The following is a 15825-nucleotide window of genomic DNA, read 5'->3' as shown; positions in this document are numbered from 1 at the left end:
GTACCTCGAACCGACCGCCTGCGTCCGTCAGCTCTTTCGCTTTCCAGCCTGTGTCAAAGGGGGTGTTCACGAGGCACCCCCGATGATCACGGCGAGCCGCTCGCGCTGCTCCGCGGTGAGGCGGGGAGCAGCCGCGACGACACGCGCGACCGCGGAGTCAATCTCTTCGGCTGCACGCGGGCGACCGATGGCAGTGGTAGCCATCGCATCGAGATGTGCGGACTGCACGTAGATTCGTCGGCCGATTCGTTCCGCTGGCAGCGTGCCGTCAGCGATCCACTTGCGAAGTGTCGAATATCCGATCCGTCGAGCGTTGGCAGCTTCCTGAAGGGTGAGTAGTGGCCGGGATTGGGTTACGGCGTGAGCAGGCAAGCCCGCTCCTCTCTTTCGAGAAGGAGCACCTGCATGTCTCACGGGACACCTGCCAGTGCCACCCCGCCAGGATCGCGCCTTTACGATCCGTTGTTCACCAGAGCGTTGACCCAAGGTTCAAGCATGCACTGGTGATCGCATTCGCCTTGGGCTTTGGCCTCTTCTATAAGACGGGCGGGCGGCCATCCCCGGTTCCGTCTGGTGCAGCCCGAAACTTTTTCGAACCGAGATAAACGTAACGTTCACGAGCGCTCGCGTCAACACAAATTTGCTCATTTATGAGTGGATAGCGCAGACGCGAGGCAGCCAGTATAGAACAAATCTTCGAATGTTGGTATCGTACTCTCGGCGGGAGAAAGGACGCCGGATGGGGACGAGTAAAAGGTTAGCCCCCTACTACGACATGCAAGCTCAGCACTAGGCCGTACTGGCGGCGGCTCGAGTCGGACCGTTGCAGTCGCTCTCCGATCGGGAACTGGCACTTCGGGAACAGCCCCTGACGATGTACCCGCAGCCGTACCGACGGGTGCGAGCATGGGTCCGCTTTGGTCCCGAGGCGATACGTGTAGACGCCAAACTCGCTCGCTCAACGCCCACTGCCGCTGGCATTGAGTTCCGGGCAGGCGACCGGGTCTTCCGTTGCTGGGTATGGGGGAACGCAGTTACCGCGTCCGACGATATCTAGCCCGCCCTATGCCAACCCCGCGTAGAGTCGCTCGTATGTGCGGCCGATTCGCGAACGACGCCAAGACTGACGAGCTGATCCGAGAGTATGTCGCGGAGGGCGGCAAGCCCGAGGACTGGTGGAAGACGTGGGCCGGCGCATACTCGATCGCCCCGACCCAGGGTACACCGATCGTCCGCGACCGCGGCGAGGCACGCATCCTCGAGCTCGTGCGCTGGGACTGGCAGAAGCCAGCGAACCGCCCCAAGGGCGCCCCGATCATCAACGCGCGCATGGAGAAGCTTGCGCAGGGCTTCTGGGCGCCGGCGTTCTCGGCCGCCAGGTGCATTGTTCCGATGCGGGGCTACTTCGAGTGGACCGGCGAGAAGATTCCGAAGACACCGCATTTTCTCCATGGCGATGGACTGCTCTCGGCCGCGGGACTGACCTGGTCCATGGAACTACCCAATGGTGAGAAGTCCCGCTGCTTCGTCGTCATCACCCGCGAAGCACGCGATGCCAGCGGCGAGGTGCACGACCGGATGCCCGCATTCCTCACGCCCGACACCTGGGACGCCTGGCTGACACCGGAGAAACTCACCGGCGACCGCAAGGCTGAGACCCTGGCGATGCTCGAGCACACCTCGAGCGACGTCGCCTCCACGATCCGTGAGCACATCGTCGACCGCAAGATCAGCAACAGCCGCACCGTCGATCCGACCGACCCGACTCTGCTGGAGCCGGTCAGCTGACCAATCATCGCCGCGATCCGTACAGCTCTACTGCCAGAATGAGCGTCATGTCTCTCACGCCTGACAACGTCAGTCCAGAGGTCTTCGCTCGGATGCTCATCGATCCCGAGCTGAGACCTCTCCTCGGCATGAACATCTCTGCCACAACGGCAGACACCGTCGCGGCGTCGCCAGGACTGACCGCGCACTACTACAACCAGTGGGCAGCTGGCGCCCGGGCAGCAGAGCCAGCCGTGGTCCCTGAGACCACTCATGCCCTGACCAGAGACCTCACCACATCACCGCGTCTCGCTGCGCCGCACGTCGTGCATCACGTCGACACAGCACGACCGACATCCACTGACGCAGCATCCAGCCTCCGACCACTCGATCTTCGCCTCGCAGTGCATGCCGTTGTCTGGCCGGCGGCGAGCCTCGTCATGGTCGGGCTCACCCTCATCCTCGCCATCGCGCTCGCCCGTAGTAACGATCGCAACCTCGGCCCGCAGGCGGCGATCTACTGGACAGGAGTAGGGTACTTCTTCGCGATCATCCTGGGGATCCTCGGGATAGTCTTCGGCATCAAGTCGATCCACCAGGGTCTTCGGTCCAAGATCGGTACGCCAAGACGTTTCGCAGCAATCACCTGGGGAACCATCGGACTGGTCGCCAGCGTCTGGTTAGTCCTCAGCTGGCTTGTCGGCTGGGTCACTCTCTGAAGGTCGAAGACAGCGACTCGCATGCACCTCGAGATCACTGCAACCACGCGCGAAACCCTCGTGTGGGCGCCGACCGTGCAGGCTGCGCAGGAGCTGCGGCGGGATCTCTCTGAAGACGGTTACCTCGTACTCGACGCAGACCCGCATGAGCTCGCCAGCTCCGGTCTCATCCCCGCGGGCGAGCACCTCGAGTTTGACCCGGCACGGATCTTCAACGTCTCGATCGGCTCGGATGCGAACGCGACGCTGCACGCGCTGACCGACTCAGGTTACGTGCTCGTCTGGCACCCTTGGCAGACCAGACTCGCCCGCAAGGTCTGGGGTGTCCCCGTCGCGATCCCCCGCAAGGGCGCACCACGACCTGGCTCAACGGAGAGCGCCACGCACTTCGGCACGACCGTGCGCAGCACCCGAGGCCTCGGCCTCCGAATCTCTCGCGAGACATACGCCCGGATCAACAAGCGCTCGTCCCTGTCGCGCATGTACCGCGAGGACAACCCCGCGTTCTGGGACGCGGTCGACGAGGACTACGACGACGCGGAGCACCGCATCCGTTCGGACGCCTGGTGCGAAGCGCAGCGCGCGGACGCGCTGCTGAACTTCGACCTGAACATGGCCCACTTCGCCTCCCTCGATCGCGAGGAGTTCGAGAGCGCACTGCAGTCGGCTGTCGCCACCCGGCGCGGCATGCGAGAAGTCACCGACCTGACGAAGTGGGACGGCGTTCCCGGGCTATACATCATGGTGCTCGACGAGTACGCCCAGGTGTACGTCGGCGTCGCGAACTCGTCGACGGGCATCGCGAAGCGCATCCGGCAGCACTGGACCCACCAGAAGGAGTTCGACCGTCTCATCTGGGGTGCCGTGGACGAATCGATCCTCTCGATCGACAGCTTCCGTGCCCTGGACACCACCCGCATCTTCGCCATGAAGACCGAGCGCTTCTTCGCAGGCGAGAACCCGCTCCTCGAGCAGTTCCCGAGGAAGTTCACGCTGAACCGCGTCATGGGCGGCAACGACGTCGTCCACCTCGCCGGCTTCCTCGGAGTCGGCGCCGTCATGCGAACTCGCGTGTTCGAGCGTCCCACTGAGCTGACCTAGCCCTCGCTCCTGGCGGATCCGCCTGTGGAGGATATATCGGGCGCGAGATCCCAGGCGTCTACAGTTCGAGCATGGTCCCGCACGTGTACGCCTCCCCGGACCCTGAGCCTCCCACCGACCGGGAGCTCTGTTCGCGGTGTGACCGCTCGATGGATTGGATTCGAGTCGAACCGGGATACCTCTGGCAGTGCTGGACATGCGGCGACATCAACTCCCCTCAACCGCAGAGCTCGTGACGCGGCGGCCGCGCGACGAGCGCCCCTACTGCAGCTCGCATCTCGACCGACTTCTCCCGTGAATGACCGGGCTTCAGCTTGAGCTCGCTCGTCCGGCTTCATCGACGATCCTTCGGCTCCAGCACCGCTCGCGCGAAGCGATGGCTTCGTTCAGCCGTGCTTGTCGATCGCGTCTGCGAGGGCTCCTGCAACCAGATTTCTCAAGGTGCCCTTGTGCGCCCATCCACTGGCGGAGGGTGCCAGGACGTACGCATCGATCGAAGACTCAGCCCCCCGCCCGAAGATCACGTGCGTCCCGGTCGTAAATTCGGCAAAAGCGACCTGCTGAGCCGACTCCGCAAACGGGGATGGCGTAGGAAGTTCGTGGATAGGCAGATCGAAGAAGCCGCCCGTACGGAACACCTGTTCTGCGTGCTGGCGAGCCATGCCGAGATCGATCCGAGGAGCCATGGGACGAAGCTGTCCCGGGTCGCAGATCGCGATCCCGTCCAGGACCACGAAGCCAGGCGCTGAGATCGTTTCGGGCGCGTACCCCCGATCAAAATCAGTGCGCGTGCGAGCACCCTTCACCACACGCTGCGGAAAAATGGGGAGAGGTACGAGCTCGTCGCCGCCGACCGGCACATACCTACTTCCGTGCAGTATCCATCCGACCTCGTCCGCTGTGAATCGCTTCGTCTTCGACGACCAATACTCGTGCGCGTCGCGCCACAACTCCTCGAGTTCGGCAATGAAGGCCCGTGCCTCATTGCCCTCCCGAGACTCCGCCTCAGCCCGCTCGAGGCGGATTCGCTCGACATCTGCACCGAAACCCATGGCGTCATTATGGCGTAGCCACGAAGATACTCTTCGCCTTCCAGTTCGAGCTCTTCTCGAAGTGCTGCGCCTGTCCCATGTCGCGGGCCTACTGACGAGGTCGGACGCGCGGGGTCATAAGCCCGGCGGTGCCGTGAGTGCTTATGACCCCGTGATGAACTTCCGCATGATTCCGCGGTTTTCATGCGCTCCCGAGTGCTCGATTGCTGGGGCACTCCGACGAAGCCCCCCAGCAATCAAGCGCATGAGCGGTCGCCTGAGCAGCGCCGCTCACCCAGGCGGTCTCCTCGTCGTCCCTGATCGTCAGGGTCCGCTAACCCCGGACGTCGGATCCCGAAGCTACACTGATACTTCGGCGGTCTGGACCGCCACGCTCCAAGTCCGATCCCCCACGCGGGTCGAACGCAGAGGACAACCAAGGCGGATCCAGAGCTGCAGTACCTGCCGAGTCACCTCCTCATGAGGACCTCGCAGGCGTGGGATGCGACGTCCAGAAATGAGTACGAGATGACCAACACCGACCGTCACCCGGCGATCTCCCGCGACGCGAAGGCCTGGCGCGATGCCGCCGGCGTGAAGCACACCGAGGCGCTGCGCCTAATCGAGGATCCGCTCCACCAGGGCATCCTCGGCGACCGCATCGTCGTGCGCGACCTGCTTCGGGTGCTCGAGGAGCACCCGATCATCGGCTCGAGGCACTCCTCGACCGTCTTCGGCCGCCGAGGTCTCATGGACGACGAGCCGATGGTCCACGAGCTCTCGGCCGACCTTCTGCGTGAGACTCTGCTCGCCGTCGAGTTCCTCCGGATGTTCACCCCGGTCAGCGCCTCCGACCAGCACGAGAGGAACGAAGTCGGCAGCTACACCCTCAAGCACATGGCTGAGGAGCTGCTCGGGCGCACCGTGGGCGGCTACCTGCCCAACGGCGCACTGATCTGGGCTGCCGCTGTACTCGGCCTCCCCATTCGCGAGAGCGGCGACGCCGGCGAGAGCCGCAACGTCACGGTCTACCTGCTGCGCGAGGAAGTCGACTTCATGCGCGCCGGCCACCCCGTGCGCATCGGACGCCGCAACGGCGCCCACTTCCAGCCTCCCGGCCACGCGCGCCTCACCGCGGTGATCGAGCGAGCCAGCAACGGCGATCCGTTCGACGACGAGCTGACAATCCCCGTGCAGGCACGCCCTGCGTGGTCGCCCTTCCACGTCTGGCTCTCCGAACAGAGCGGCCGCGACGGCTTCGAGGGACGATTCGCCAGCGACTACCTCGCCGGCGTCAACGCCAGCGACCACCGCCCGGCGGCATCCGGCAAGGACCTGCTGGAGATCCTTCGCGACGTCCGCATCGACCCCGAGTTCCTCGCCGCGGCGAAGGCGCTGGTCGCTGAGTACGAGGTGACCAGCTCGCGTGGCTGATCGTCGACATCCGAAGAGACGCCCGTACGCACCAACGGGCGTCTCTTCGTCGTCGTTTCGATCAGGGGATCCCCGTAGGTGACGGTTCGATCACTCTGGACGTCCCTAGCTGTACTGACCGGGGACGTTGATCGAACGGGGACGGTGCGCGGTGAATCGGACGAGCGACGGTCACGACTGATAGAGGGCGGACACTTGCCGAGCTCGTTCGGTGAGAGCCTCGCGAAGGGTTTCTGGAGAGATGACTTGCGCATCGATGTCGAGCTGCCATATCGCCCAGACCGCGTGGCGTAGGTCCTCGAATGCCACGTCGAGGCGAAGCCAGCCGTCGGGTTCTGGTTCTTCGACCCGGAGCGCGCGTGCGGTATTCAGCAGTTCTTCTCGTCGTGACGATCGGACTCTGACGATCACGGGTAGGTGGTTCTCGGAAAGGAACTGCGCGCTCCGTTCAGCCCAGATACGGTCGAGGTCGACTTGGGTGAGACGATCCGCTGCCTGGGGAAGCTGTTCGGCGCTCAGCATCCGCGACACTCGGTAGGTTCGGTCCTCGCCTGACTTCGCGGCGAGGAGATAGATGCGGCCGCGGACGGTGACGAGGCCGATCGGATCGACAGTGTGCGAGCGTGGTGGTTTGTCGGGGGGCGCGTAGTCGAAGCGGAGTTTTCTGCCGGAGAGCACGGCTCGGCGGACGTCGTTCATCACCCCCTCGGCCATGTCCTCAGAGATCAGCCGCCGTGAAAGCAGGTCGATCTCGGGTTCCACGAGAAATCGTCGGGCTGCATCGCCCACCTTCTCTCGGTGCGCCTCAGGTAATGCGTCGACGACTTTGCGCATAGCGGAGGCGAGTGGTGCGCTGAGCCCGAAAATCTTCTCACCGCGTCCCGAGCCGGCGGTAAGTAATGCAAGCGCTTCGTCGTGGTTGAGGCCGGTCAATTCGGTTCGGAACCCGGCCAGCAGCGAGAAGCCGCCGTGGCGGCCTCGGTCGACGTAGATCGGGACGCCTGCGGTTGAGAGGGCATCCATGTCGCGCAGCACCGTTCGCGTGGACACCTCCAACTCTGCCGAGATCTCGTCCGCTGTCATGCGGCCCCTCTGGCGCAGGAGGAGCACCAGCGACACAAGCCGATCTGCACGCATACGGACATCCTTGCCGAAATACACGACACAGGGTGTCGTGATTCGTCGAGAGAGTTGTATTCGAGCGTCGGTCATGGCGCTCGTACGCCGACGGACGTCGGCGGGAGAACCGAATGGAGTGGCAATGGAACGGACAGCAGTCAACCCGGTGACGTGGTCTCAGGAGATGGGTTTCAACCAGGGCGAGGTCGTATCTGGGGAGACGCGCACGCTGTACATCTCGGGTCAGACCGCGATGAGTGCGGCCGGCCGACCCGAACACGACGGCGACATGGCCGCACAACTCGCTCTGGCGGTCGACAACCTCGAAGCAGTCCTCACGGGGGCCGAGATGTCTCTGTCCAACCTGGTCCGCCTCAACGTGTACACCACCGACGTCGACGCACTATTCCCGCACTACGGGGTGCTCGCGGGGAGGCTCGGAGCTGCTGGAGTCGCGCCGACCACCACGATGCTTGAGGTCACCCGCCTTGCTATCCCGGGCCAGCTGATCGAACTCGAAGGAACAGCCGTCGCGTAGCGGCACCAGCACCCTCACCAAGAGACGGCCAGTGGCGAACGCCGCTGGCCGTCTTAACAACGGAAGGAGAAAAGTGCCCCACGCGAACGCGGCGCTGACGCCCCGTCACCGATTGAAAGTTGCTCGCCTGGTCGTTGATGATGGCTGGCCGATCAGTGAAGTTGCCGCGCGTTTCCAGGTCGCCTGGCCTACCGTCAAGCGGTGGGCCGATCGCTACCGTGCCGGCGAGACGATGCAGGATCGATCCTCGCGGCCGAGAAACTCACCCGGCAAGACGAGCCAGAAGGTGACGAAGCGGTGCCTGAGTCTCCGAATGAGATTGCGGGAGGGTCCGATCCAGCTCGCTGCGCGGCTTGGAATTGCGCCGTCAACCGTGCACCGCATCCTGACCAGCGCGCGCTTGAATAGGCTCTCCTACGTCGACCGCGCGACCGGAGAGCCGATCCGCAGGTACGGGCACCCTCACCCAGGATCGCTGGTGCGCGTAGACGTGAAGAAGATCGGTAACGTTCCCGACGGTGGAGGCTGGCGCTACGTCGGCCGCCAGCAAGGCGAGAAGAACCGCGCCGCCACCCCGGACAAGCCGCGCAATCGGTACGGCGGTCCGAAGCTCGGGTATGCCTTCGTGCACACCGTTATCGATGACCACTCCCGAGTGGCGTGCACGGAGATCAGAGACGATGAATCAACGGTGACTGCCGTCGACGTATTGCAGCGCGCCGTGACGTGGTTCGCCAGCCGCGGAGTCACCATCGAGCGGGTGCTGTCAGACAACGGCGGCGCGTACCGGTCCGGCCTATGGCGCGATACGTGCGGGACACTCTCGATCGTCCCGAAACGAACACGCCCGTATCGGCCGCGAACGAACGGCAAGGTGGAGCGGTTCCACCGCACGATGGCCGACGGGTGGGCCTATGCCCGCTGCTACCGCAGCGAGCAGGAACGCCGGAACGCGTTGTCCGGGTGGCTCCACCACTACAACCAGCATCGCCCGCACACAGCTTGCGGGAACCAACCGCCCATGTCTCGATTGACCAACGTCCCCGATCAGTACATCTAGAAGGTGATCCCGACGTTGGCGAGGTAGGGGAGCGGGTCGGGGTCGACCCGCTGGCCGTCGACGCGGAGCTCGAAGTGGAGGTGGCAGCCGGTGGATGCGCCATCGGTGCCGACCTTGCCGATGTTCTGGCCGGCCTTCACGGTGTCGCCGGCCTTCACGAGGACCCCATCAGCGAACATGTGCGCGTAGCCGCTGGAGAGGCCGTTGCCGTGGTCGATGAGGATCCAGTGCCCGTAGGTGCCGAGGGGCGCGGCGTAGACGACGGTGCCGGCGCGGGCGGCGTAGATGGGGGCGTCGCAGGCGGCGCCGATGTCGGTGCCGTAGTGGAAGCCTCCTGAGCAGCCTCCAGGGCCGCAGAGGGTCTCTCGGGGGCCGTAGCCGTCTGTGAGTGGGCCCTCGGCGGGCTTCGCCCATCCTTGGGCGTTCACGACGCCGGCGGGCCTGGCCTGGCAGGACGAGACCGATCCTCCGAAGGCCGCCATGATCTTCTGAGCGGCCGGGTAGAAGCGCTCGTAGTGGACGGGTCGGCGTTGATCTGGACGCGGTGCGCGGCGATGGTCGGCTCGAGCGTCTCCCAGTTGGGGACCTGCAGGAGCCGCTCGTAGAAGAACGTGGCCGACTTCGCGGGGTCCATTCGGTCAGCGAGGCTGCCCCAGCTGTCGCGCTGCTGGAACAGGCCGCGGGAGTCGGGCCGGCCTGGTCGCCGTAGTCGAGGACGTGGAGGCTGGATTCGCCGATCGCGGTCATGATCGCGATGGTCTGCCCCTGCTGGCTGACGCCGAGCGCGGCGCCGGCGTTGGCGATCGCCGCGGCGTTGCCGAGCTGTTCGGCGTCGAAGCCGTCGACGGCGGGCAGGTTCGTCCCGTCGACCGAGACGCCGCTGCTGGCGCAGCTGGGGGAGGCGATGAACAGGACGAAGCTCAGTAGGCTGGCGACGACGCCGGCGGGGATCGCGACGGCGATCCCGACGACGTAGCGGCCCTTGCCTGCGGCGCTCACTGGCCAACAGGCTAGGCCGAAGGTCGCCCCTCGTTCACCAAAATGAACTTTCCCGCATTCAAGGCGCCCGGCAGCCGCACGGTATCGCCCTGCCCGAAAGGACTGTAGCGCTCCGCGCCGGGGCGACCGGGCGCCGGCGCGGAACACGAGGCGCACGTGTCGGGGCCCGTCACTATTGTTGACTACTCGCTCATGCCGTCGCAGCTTCCACCGAAGGAGATTGCCCATGACCACAGCCGACAGCATCACCCTGCCCGTCAATGAGCTGGCGGTGCCAATGCTTCCCAGCGACGATGCCGAGCGGACCGTCGAGTTCTACACCGACTTGGGGTTCCTTTTGCTCCACCGTCAGGCGAAGCCCTACCCCTACCTCGCGCTGTCCTGGCGCAACCTTGATGTGCATTTCACCCGCCGCCCCGAGGGCGCCGATCCTGATCGCGAGGACTTCGCGTGTCTCGTTGCGGTGGACGATGTCGTTCCGTACCACGCTCACTTCGCCGCGGCGCTGAAGCGAGTGCTCGGTCGTGTGCCGGCCATGGGGCGCCCGCGGATCACCAGACTGCGCCCTGGCGCCTCCCGATTCACGCTCGTGGATCCCGATGGCAACAACATCATCTTCGTGCAGCGGGGCGAACCTCGTGCCCTCGAGTATGGCGGCTCGCCTGATCTCGTCGGGCTGGCGAAGGCCCTCGACAGTGCGCGCATACTACGCGACTTCCGCGAGGACGCGCGGGCGGCGTTCCGAGCACTCGACTCCGCTCTGAGACGACCGAAGTCCAGTGACACCGACGCAGACACCGTGACTGCCCTCATGTGGATGCTCGAACTCGCTGAGGCGGCCGGCGCGGCTGAGCGTCGGCCGGAGCTGGTCCGCTCACTTCTCGACCGCGGAGTCGATCAGACGACCATCAATGGGATCAGCGGCGTCTCCTGACGCGACGTGCCGAATACGTCCCGGTTGCGACTGTTACAGGGCGGCCACCCGTTGCGCTCGCTCGGACAGGGCCTGACGGAGGGTGTCGGGCGTGACGGCCTGCGCATCGATGTCGAGCTGACAGATCGCCCACACAGCGTCCAGTAACCGCTCGTTCTGCTCCAGCTTCCGCGGCTGCGGCCGTATCGTTCGGGACTCGGCCCATAACTGCGGCTGCCAGGCGTGGTAACGCGGCATCCAGTGCCGCCGCTTGCGCCGCAGCTCACGACTGATCGTCGATGGGGCCCGGCCGAGCATCGCCGCGATCGACCAGACGGATTGCCCCTGACGGTCGGCGACCATGATCGTCGCCCGCTCCATCGGGCTCAGATACCGACCAGACGAAGGCTTCAACAGATGCTGCGGAACCATCGGCGCAGGGTCCGGCGCGAGGGTGAAGGTATCGCCATCGCCGATGTCGATGTAGTGGTCGTCCATCGGTGCCACTCCTCTATCTGCTCGCTGCGCCAGTACGGCGATGCGACTCCACAGCGCTGGCTCCGCGGCGTTCCTTGACCTTGAATTTGGCAGTGAAGGACCCGTCCTTGTGCACAGCAATGTCTGCGGCGAGCTGTTGGACGCGCTGCGGGGAGAGGCCGAGTACGGCTCCGGCGTCGCGGAAGGTGAGGCCGTCCGCGCGGAGGGTGGCGATGGCGCGACGAGCGAGGGCAGCGGCCGCTTCGCTCTCGGTGCGAGCTAGTGCTTCGCGCTTCTTGGATTCCTCCCACGCCGCGCGGGCGTTCTCGGGGATCTCGATCGAGACGTTGACGTCGAAGGCGTCGGGCTCGACGTCGAGGAAGAGCCCGATAACCTCGCGGGCGACCTCCTCGACCTCGCGGTACTGCGTGCCTGACCGACGGTGTCGAGCTCGGGCACTTCCACGAGCCACCAGCGCCCGTCGCGGCGCGCGGTGGCCTCATACGTGTGTCGTTCAGTCATCTGCTGCGCCTCTCCCTATCGCCAGCTCGCCGGTTCCACCGCACGATGACCGACGGGTGGGCCTATGCCCGCTGCTACCGCAGCGAGCAGGAACGCCGGAACGCGTTGTCCGGGTGGCTCCACCACTACAACCAGCATCGCCCGCACACAGCTTGCGGGAACCAACCGCCCATGTCTCGATTGACCAACGTCCCCGATCAGTACACCTAGCTGTACGGCTACACCGCAGGGGCAAAGGATCTGAGAGCGTTCTCGTATGCTGCCCTGTCGCCGCGCACCTCTTCGGTTACGAGAAGTGCGTGCGGTCCAATCTGCCTCACGTGCGTTCCAACACAGGGCACGGTCACCACCTTGGTCAGGCCCCGTCGCCATGCGTCGGCCAACACCGCCACGCTCCGACGCTCGGGGCTGTTCGCCAGCACCGTCGGTCGTGATGCCACGTGGGATTCGAAACCGAGTCGGTCCCACTCCTGGTACGTCGCGTCATCGAACACCTCAGCGCCGAACTGGTCACTCACACTCGGTCCGGTCAGCTGCCGAAGAAGCCTCGCACGGTCGGGGTCGCTCGCCTCGGCGCTGAAGACGTTGTCGACCAGAGCTCGGTCGGGCTCGGTACCGGCATGTGCCAGGACTTCGTCCCAGACTCCCGACCATCCCCGCGACCATCGAGCGCGTGTCGCCTGATAAACCGCGGTTGCGGCCGGGACGGGCGTGCGGACCAGATGCGGCGGCAGGTCTTCGCCGTCCGGGTTCAGAGAGTGAGCTTCTCGAAGCCACAGCAGCTCGAGCAGCGCATGGGGGCGATCCTCGACGGTGATCGTCATGTCGTGAGGCCACGGGTTATCGGGCATTGGGATCGCAGATCGCATGGCGTCAGTCCACTGCATCCGAGTCGAGGTTTCAACGGACCGCGAAAAGAGGTCCAGTATCTTGCGAGGGCCAGAACAGTGCGGTCTTTCTCGCCGACTGGCCAGACGCTGGGTCGTAACGCAACCCATCTCACGTGGTCGATAGTCTCGGATGCATGTCCTTGACGCTCGGAACGGTCCTCGACTCGGAGTCTCTGCCTATCCAGGACGTGCTGGTCATCAGGCACGCCTACAACGCCGAGCCGACATCGAGCCGCCTCGCCGGCGTACATGCAGGCTCCACGGACGACGAGATTCTCGCGTACACGCGCCGTCAGTCAGCTAAGTCGCAGATCTTCCCCGTGACCCCTCCGCGAGTGTGGGTTGTGCTCGTGCCCGAAGGGGGTGATCGTGGGCGCCTCTGGCGCGTCGTCGAAAACCGTGGGGAGATCTCCAACGACGGCGAGCTCCGCGAGTTTGACCTCGCGGAGACTGATCACTTGCGCGACTTGCTCGGCCGACTCGTGATCGGGTGGAAAGCTGGACGGGTATGGCGCGTCTACGGCGCTACGGCAGCAACATACCCGGTGCTCGAGGTCGCGGACGCTCAGCCTCCTCGGTTCCCGGGCTTTGACCGACTGATCGTCTCGTACGAGATGCTGAAGGCAGTCGTGAAGGAGCGCCGGTACGCCGCCTGGCAGACGGCGCTCTCATCGATTGTCGGCATTTATCTGATCACCGACACTCGCGACGGACGTCACTACGTCGGCAAGGCAGACGGCGCCGAGAATATCCTGCAGCGCTGGCGCACCTACGCCGCCAACGGACACGGCGGCAACGTCGCGCTGAGGGAGCGCGATCCATCGACCTTCCGATACTCGCTACTTCGGGTCTTCGACCCCTCGACGCCACTCCGGGATATCAACGCCGCTGAGAGTCACTTCAAGCGAGCGCTGGACAGCATCACCCACGGACTCAACCGCGGCTGAGCACAGGCAGGTCCACACGCCACAAGCCGTTACCGCGATCGCTCGGGCGCTTCGAACGCCCGCCCGCAGCTACCGCGGCTTCCTCCTCAGAGATGAAGCCGCTAACGGATCCCAACCCGATCTGATCTCAGGCTTGCCGTCGAGGCGCTGAGCGATGATCAGGTCTTTGCGCACCTTGATCCCGGGCGCGAATCCCCCGACCACGTTCTTGATCTGGTAGATCGCGGTGTGGTTCTCCATGGGCATCCTGAACTCTCGGAGCGCCGAAGAGAGGTCATCGAACTGCTTCACCATGCCCCGAACGTATCGCACTCCGCGCTGACCACTCCTCTGAGCTCAACAACGTGCATGCTATTACGCGATCTAGCTCGGGGTCATAAGCCCCGACGGGTCGCCACCCCTTATGACCCCGCACGCGGCTTCTCCAGAATCACGCGGATTCTCACCGCTCTGCTGTGCTCGATTGCTGGGGCAGTTCGTCAACGCTTCCCAGCAATCGAGCGGAAGGGAGCGGTCGCCAGGGTCTCCTACTACCCCACAGGAATCCAGAGGCCGCAGCCGTTCGTCGTGAAGCCCTCGCCCGCGTTCACGGTCACTGTGACGCCGTTGTGCGCTGCTCCGACGAAGTTGTTGTCGAGGATGTCACCGGAGCCGTCGTTGCGCTCCCAATAGCAGTCCTTCACTCCCGCCGCCGTTCGGTACGTCCCCGGCTGGATCGTCTGACCGACGATGTGATCACCGTCGTAAAAGCCACCGAGCACCATGTCCATTTTCGGAGCAAACTCCGGGCAATACACGCGCACCGCGGCGATATCAATCTGACGTGACTCGGTCTGGTCTCCCCACAACATCGGATACACGTTGTCTGGGGTGTAGTACTCATGCAGGTACTCGCAGTACTCGCGGCCGTCGAATGGAGAGGACGTCCCGTTCCCCTCGAATGACGCCGCCATGGTCTCGTACTGATTGTCGAGCGCCTTCTCCGCCGCAGCTGCCAGCTCTGCATCGCGTTGCTCTTTCGAACCAACCAACAGGATTGCGATGTCCACAGAGGTCGCCGCGTCCTTCAACTCCCCGGTCGTCGGCTCCGACGAGTCGAGCAACTTGATGAGGGCGTCGATCTCCGTCCGAAGCTCTTCCCGCTTCGCAGCGTCGCCGTAGGGTTCTGACTCGGCGTAGCGAGACTCGCCCGCTTCCAACGCGGTCTGCGCCTCTTCGAGTGCGTCTGCATGGTCCTGTTCCGCCTGGACGCGCTCAGCCTCGGCTTGCGCATCGGCTGCAGCCTGGGCCTCGGCGCGAGCATTCGCATCCGCTACAACGACACTCGTCGTGATGCCTGCAGCAACAAGAGCCACCACGGCGACAGCCGCGATGATCAGGTTCCGTTTACGGTGCCCCGCCGACCCTGGCTCCGACGCCGCGGATTGCTCGTTCATGAGCCGAATCCTATCGACCCGACCCGTCCTACGATGATTAGCGGCTGCGCGCTACAAGCGACAGGGCGACATTGCGCGTTCCTCACCGCCTAATCGAAGAGCGGGCACACCCACCCGGTCTGCACCGCTCTTTGGTGTGCGTCAGGTGGTATGCGCTCGGCCGCGGGCGCGCAGGAGCAGGATTCCTGCAACGATCACGCTGCCCCAGATCAGGCCCAGCGCAAAGAGCGGTGCGCCACCGGTCGCGGCGAGCTATACAGCGCCGCCCTGGATCGCCCGGTTGCGGGGGCAGGCGGCTTCCGACTCCAGAAACGTCACTACGGGAGCAGTCGCCCCTGGCGATCGCTGAAGGAGATCAAGCGCGCCCTGAAGGCTGGCGAGATCACGTGAAGCCCGCCGTCGCCCTCGCTTAGTTGCACCTCAGGGTCGATAGCTCCGTGCTCGCAGCTCCGGCTTCCGAGATCAGCATCTCGAACCTGCCATAGTCACCAGCCTTAAGAGCGGGGAGCGTGGCGTTCGTCATACCGATGACGACGCCACCCCCGTCCAGCACCCTCGCCTCGATGTAGGCGCCATTCGGGCAGTCCTGGATCGCGAACGCCTCCACAACACGGCATCCGACGCTCGAGATAGAGCACGCGGTACCGTCCGGGGCCTCGCGAATTGCGAGTTCATTCTCAATGTTCTGGTACCCCTCGGGGGCGTCGAGCAACGACGGCTTCGTCGTTGCTGAGCATCCACTCAGGAGGAGGGTAGCGAGGACAGCGACGGCGGCGAGCGACTTCATGTTCACGGTCGAAGCGTATCGGTCCGGTTGCTGCCCGAATCTACTTTGCAGACGATCGACCCCTCGCGATCCCGCTCGAGCACTG

At 64.8% G+C, this 15825-nt stretch carries 19 protein-coding genes and 2 pseudogenes; 10 read left to right on the top strand and 11 right to left on the bottom strand.

Translation table 11 applies throughout. The features are described 5' to 3' along the window. Positions 1–66 precede the first annotated feature (66 nt). Positions 67–204, bottom strand: a complete 138-nt coding sequence (locus MICNX66_RS16930; protein WP_232089076.1) for a hypothetical protein — start codon at positions 202–204, stop codon at positions 67–69. A gap of 6 nt (positions 205–210) precedes the next feature. Then, positions 211–414 (bottom strand): annotated as a pseudogene (locus MICNX66_RS17070) (helix-turn-helix domain-containing protein); the annotation flags it as partial. Between the two features lie 678 nt (positions 415–1092). Between MICNX66_RS17070 and MICNX66_RS12455 the strand changes: the two are divergent. From MICNX66_RS12455 to MICNX66_RS12445, 3 genes are read left to right on the top strand one after another with little or no spacing between them, the layout of a single operon-like run. After that, positions 1093–1788, top strand: coding sequence for an SOS response-associated peptidase (locus MICNX66_RS12455; protein WP_187662143.1), 696 nt, complete (start codon positions 1093–1095; stop codon positions 1786–1788). Positions 1789–1835: 47 nt separating this feature from the next. Beyond that, positions 1836–2486: a hypothetical protein gene (locus tag MICNX66_RS12450; RefSeq protein ID WP_187662142.1), complete on the top strand. Its 651-nt coding sequence runs from the start codon at positions 1836–1838 to the stop codon at positions 2484–2486. Positions 2487–2507: 21 nt separating this feature from the next. Further along, the gene (locus MICNX66_RS12445) at positions 2508–3587 is read left to right on the top strand and encodes a hypothetical protein (RefSeq protein WP_187662141.1); all 1080 of its coding nucleotides are present in this window, start codon (positions 2508–2510) and stop codon (positions 3585–3587) included. A 386-nt stretch (positions 3588–3973) separates the two neighbouring features. Here MICNX66_RS12445 and MICNX66_RS12440 read toward each other — a convergent pair whose 3' ends face one another. Next, positions 3974–4639 (bottom strand): hypothetical protein, encoded by a 666-nt coding sequence (locus tag MICNX66_RS12440; protein ID WP_187662140.1) that lies wholly within the window; start codon positions 4637–4639, stop codon positions 3974–3976. 507 nt (positions 4640–5146) lie between these two features. On the opposite strand from MICNX66_RS12440, the gene MICNX66_RS12435 reads away from it, so the two are divergent. Next, positions 5147–6052, top strand: coding sequence for a hypothetical protein (locus MICNX66_RS12435; protein WP_187662139.1), 906 nt, complete (start codon positions 5147–5149; stop codon positions 6050–6052). Between the two features lie 171 nt (positions 6053–6223). On the opposite strand, the gene MICNX66_RS12430 is transcribed toward MICNX66_RS12435, so the two are convergent. Next, positions 6224–7264 (bottom strand): helix-turn-helix transcriptional regulator, encoded by a 1041-nt coding sequence (locus MICNX66_RS12430; RefSeq protein ID WP_232089075.1) that lies wholly within the window; start codon positions 7262–7264, stop codon positions 6224–6226. A 49-nt stretch (positions 7265–7313) separates the two neighbouring features. Between MICNX66_RS12430 and MICNX66_RS12425 the strand changes: the two genes are divergently transcribed. Both MICNX66_RS12425 and MICNX66_RS12420 read left to right on the top strand, forming a co-directional pair. Continuing rightward, entirely contained in the window at positions 7314–7709 is a 396-nt protein-coding gene (locus MICNX66_RS12425) for a RidA family protein (RefSeq protein WP_187662138.1), read from the top strand. 73 nt (positions 7710–7782) lie between these two features. Further along, positions 7783–8769 (top strand): IS481 family transposase, encoded by a 987-nt coding sequence (locus tag MICNX66_RS12420; protein ID WP_187662137.1) that lies wholly within the window; start codon positions 7783–7785, stop codon positions 8767–8769. On the opposite strand, the gene MICNX66_RS16925 is transcribed toward MICNX66_RS12420, so the two are convergent. Next, positions 8766–9251 (bottom strand): M23 family metallopeptidase, encoded by a 486-nt coding sequence (locus MICNX66_RS16925; protein ID WP_269474803.1) that lies wholly within the window; start codon positions 9249–9251, stop codon positions 8766–8768. The two genes, MICNX66_RS12420 and MICNX66_RS16925, sit on opposite strands and share 4 nt — an antisense overlap. A 263-nt stretch (positions 9252–9514) precedes the next feature. On the opposite strand from MICNX66_RS16925, the gene MICNX66_RS16920 reads away from it, so the two are divergent. Together MICNX66_RS16920 and MICNX66_RS12410 are read left to right on the top strand one after the other, a co-directional pair. Next, complete coding sequence (locus MICNX66_RS16920) at positions 9515–9745, top strand: hypothetical protein (RefSeq protein WP_232089074.1); 231 nt, start codon at positions 9515–9517, stop codon at positions 9743–9745. Positions 9746–9994: 249 nt separating this feature from the next. Continuing rightward, positions 9995–10702, top strand: a complete 708-nt coding sequence (locus tag MICNX66_RS12410; RefSeq protein ID WP_187662136.1) for a glyoxalase — start codon at positions 9995–9997, stop codon at positions 10700–10702. A 33-nt stretch (positions 10703–10735) separates the two neighbouring features. Here MICNX66_RS12410 and MICNX66_RS17065 read toward each other — a convergent pair whose 3' ends face one another. Then, positions 10736–11179, bottom strand: a complete 444-nt coding sequence (locus tag MICNX66_RS17065) for a helix-turn-helix domain-containing protein (protein ID WP_187662135.1) — start codon at positions 11177–11179, stop codon at positions 10736–10738. A gap of 13 nt (positions 11180–11192) precedes the next feature. Further along, positions 11193–11630 (bottom strand): hypothetical protein, encoded by a 438-nt coding sequence (locus tag MICNX66_RS12400; RefSeq protein ID WP_187662134.1) that lies wholly within the window; start codon positions 11628–11630, stop codon positions 11193–11195. A gap of 80 nt (positions 11631–11710) precedes the next feature. Between MICNX66_RS12400 and MICNX66_RS12395 the strand changes: the two are divergent. Then, positions 11711–11890, top strand: a pseudogene (locus MICNX66_RS12395) (integrase core domain-containing protein); the annotation flags it as partial. Between the two features lie 8 nt (positions 11891–11898). Here MICNX66_RS12395 and MICNX66_RS12390 read toward each other — a convergent pair. Further along, complete coding sequence (locus MICNX66_RS12390; protein ID WP_187662133.1) at positions 11899–12504, bottom strand: hypothetical protein; 606 nt, start codon at positions 12502–12504, stop codon at positions 11899–11901. A 200-nt stretch (positions 12505–12704) separates the two neighbouring features. Between MICNX66_RS12390 and MICNX66_RS12385 the strand changes: the two genes are divergently transcribed. Continuing rightward, positions 12705–13517, top strand: a complete 813-nt coding sequence (locus MICNX66_RS12385) for a GIY-YIG nuclease family protein (RefSeq protein ID WP_187662132.1) — start codon at positions 12705–12707, stop codon at positions 13515–13517. A gap of 69 nt (positions 13518–13586) precedes the next feature. Here MICNX66_RS12385 and MICNX66_RS12380 read toward each other — a convergent pair whose 3' ends face one another. From MICNX66_RS12380 to MICNX66_RS12370, 3 genes are all read right to left on the bottom strand, one after another. Further along, positions 13587–13811, bottom strand: coding sequence for a hypothetical protein (locus MICNX66_RS12380; protein WP_187662131.1), 225 nt, complete (start codon positions 13809–13811; stop codon positions 13587–13589). A 236-nt stretch (positions 13812–14047) separates the two neighbouring features. After that, positions 14048–14953 (bottom strand): hypothetical protein, encoded by a 906-nt coding sequence (locus MICNX66_RS12375; RefSeq protein WP_187662130.1) that lies wholly within the window; start codon positions 14951–14953, stop codon positions 14048–14050. Positions 14954–15362: 409 nt separating this feature from the next. Continuing rightward, positions 15363–15746, bottom strand: coding sequence for a hypothetical protein (locus MICNX66_RS12370; protein ID WP_187662129.1), 384 nt, complete (start codon positions 15744–15746; stop codon positions 15363–15365). Positions 15747–15825: the final 79 nt, after the last annotated feature.

The organism is Microbacterium sp. Nx66 (assembly GCF_904066215.1).
GTDB lineage: Bacteria > Actinomycetota > Actinomycetes > Actinomycetales > Microbacteriaceae > Microbacterium > Microbacterium meiriae.
The sequence above is the reverse complement of the archived record's forward strand: the minus strand, read 5'-3'. Positions and strand labels throughout refer to the sequence as shown.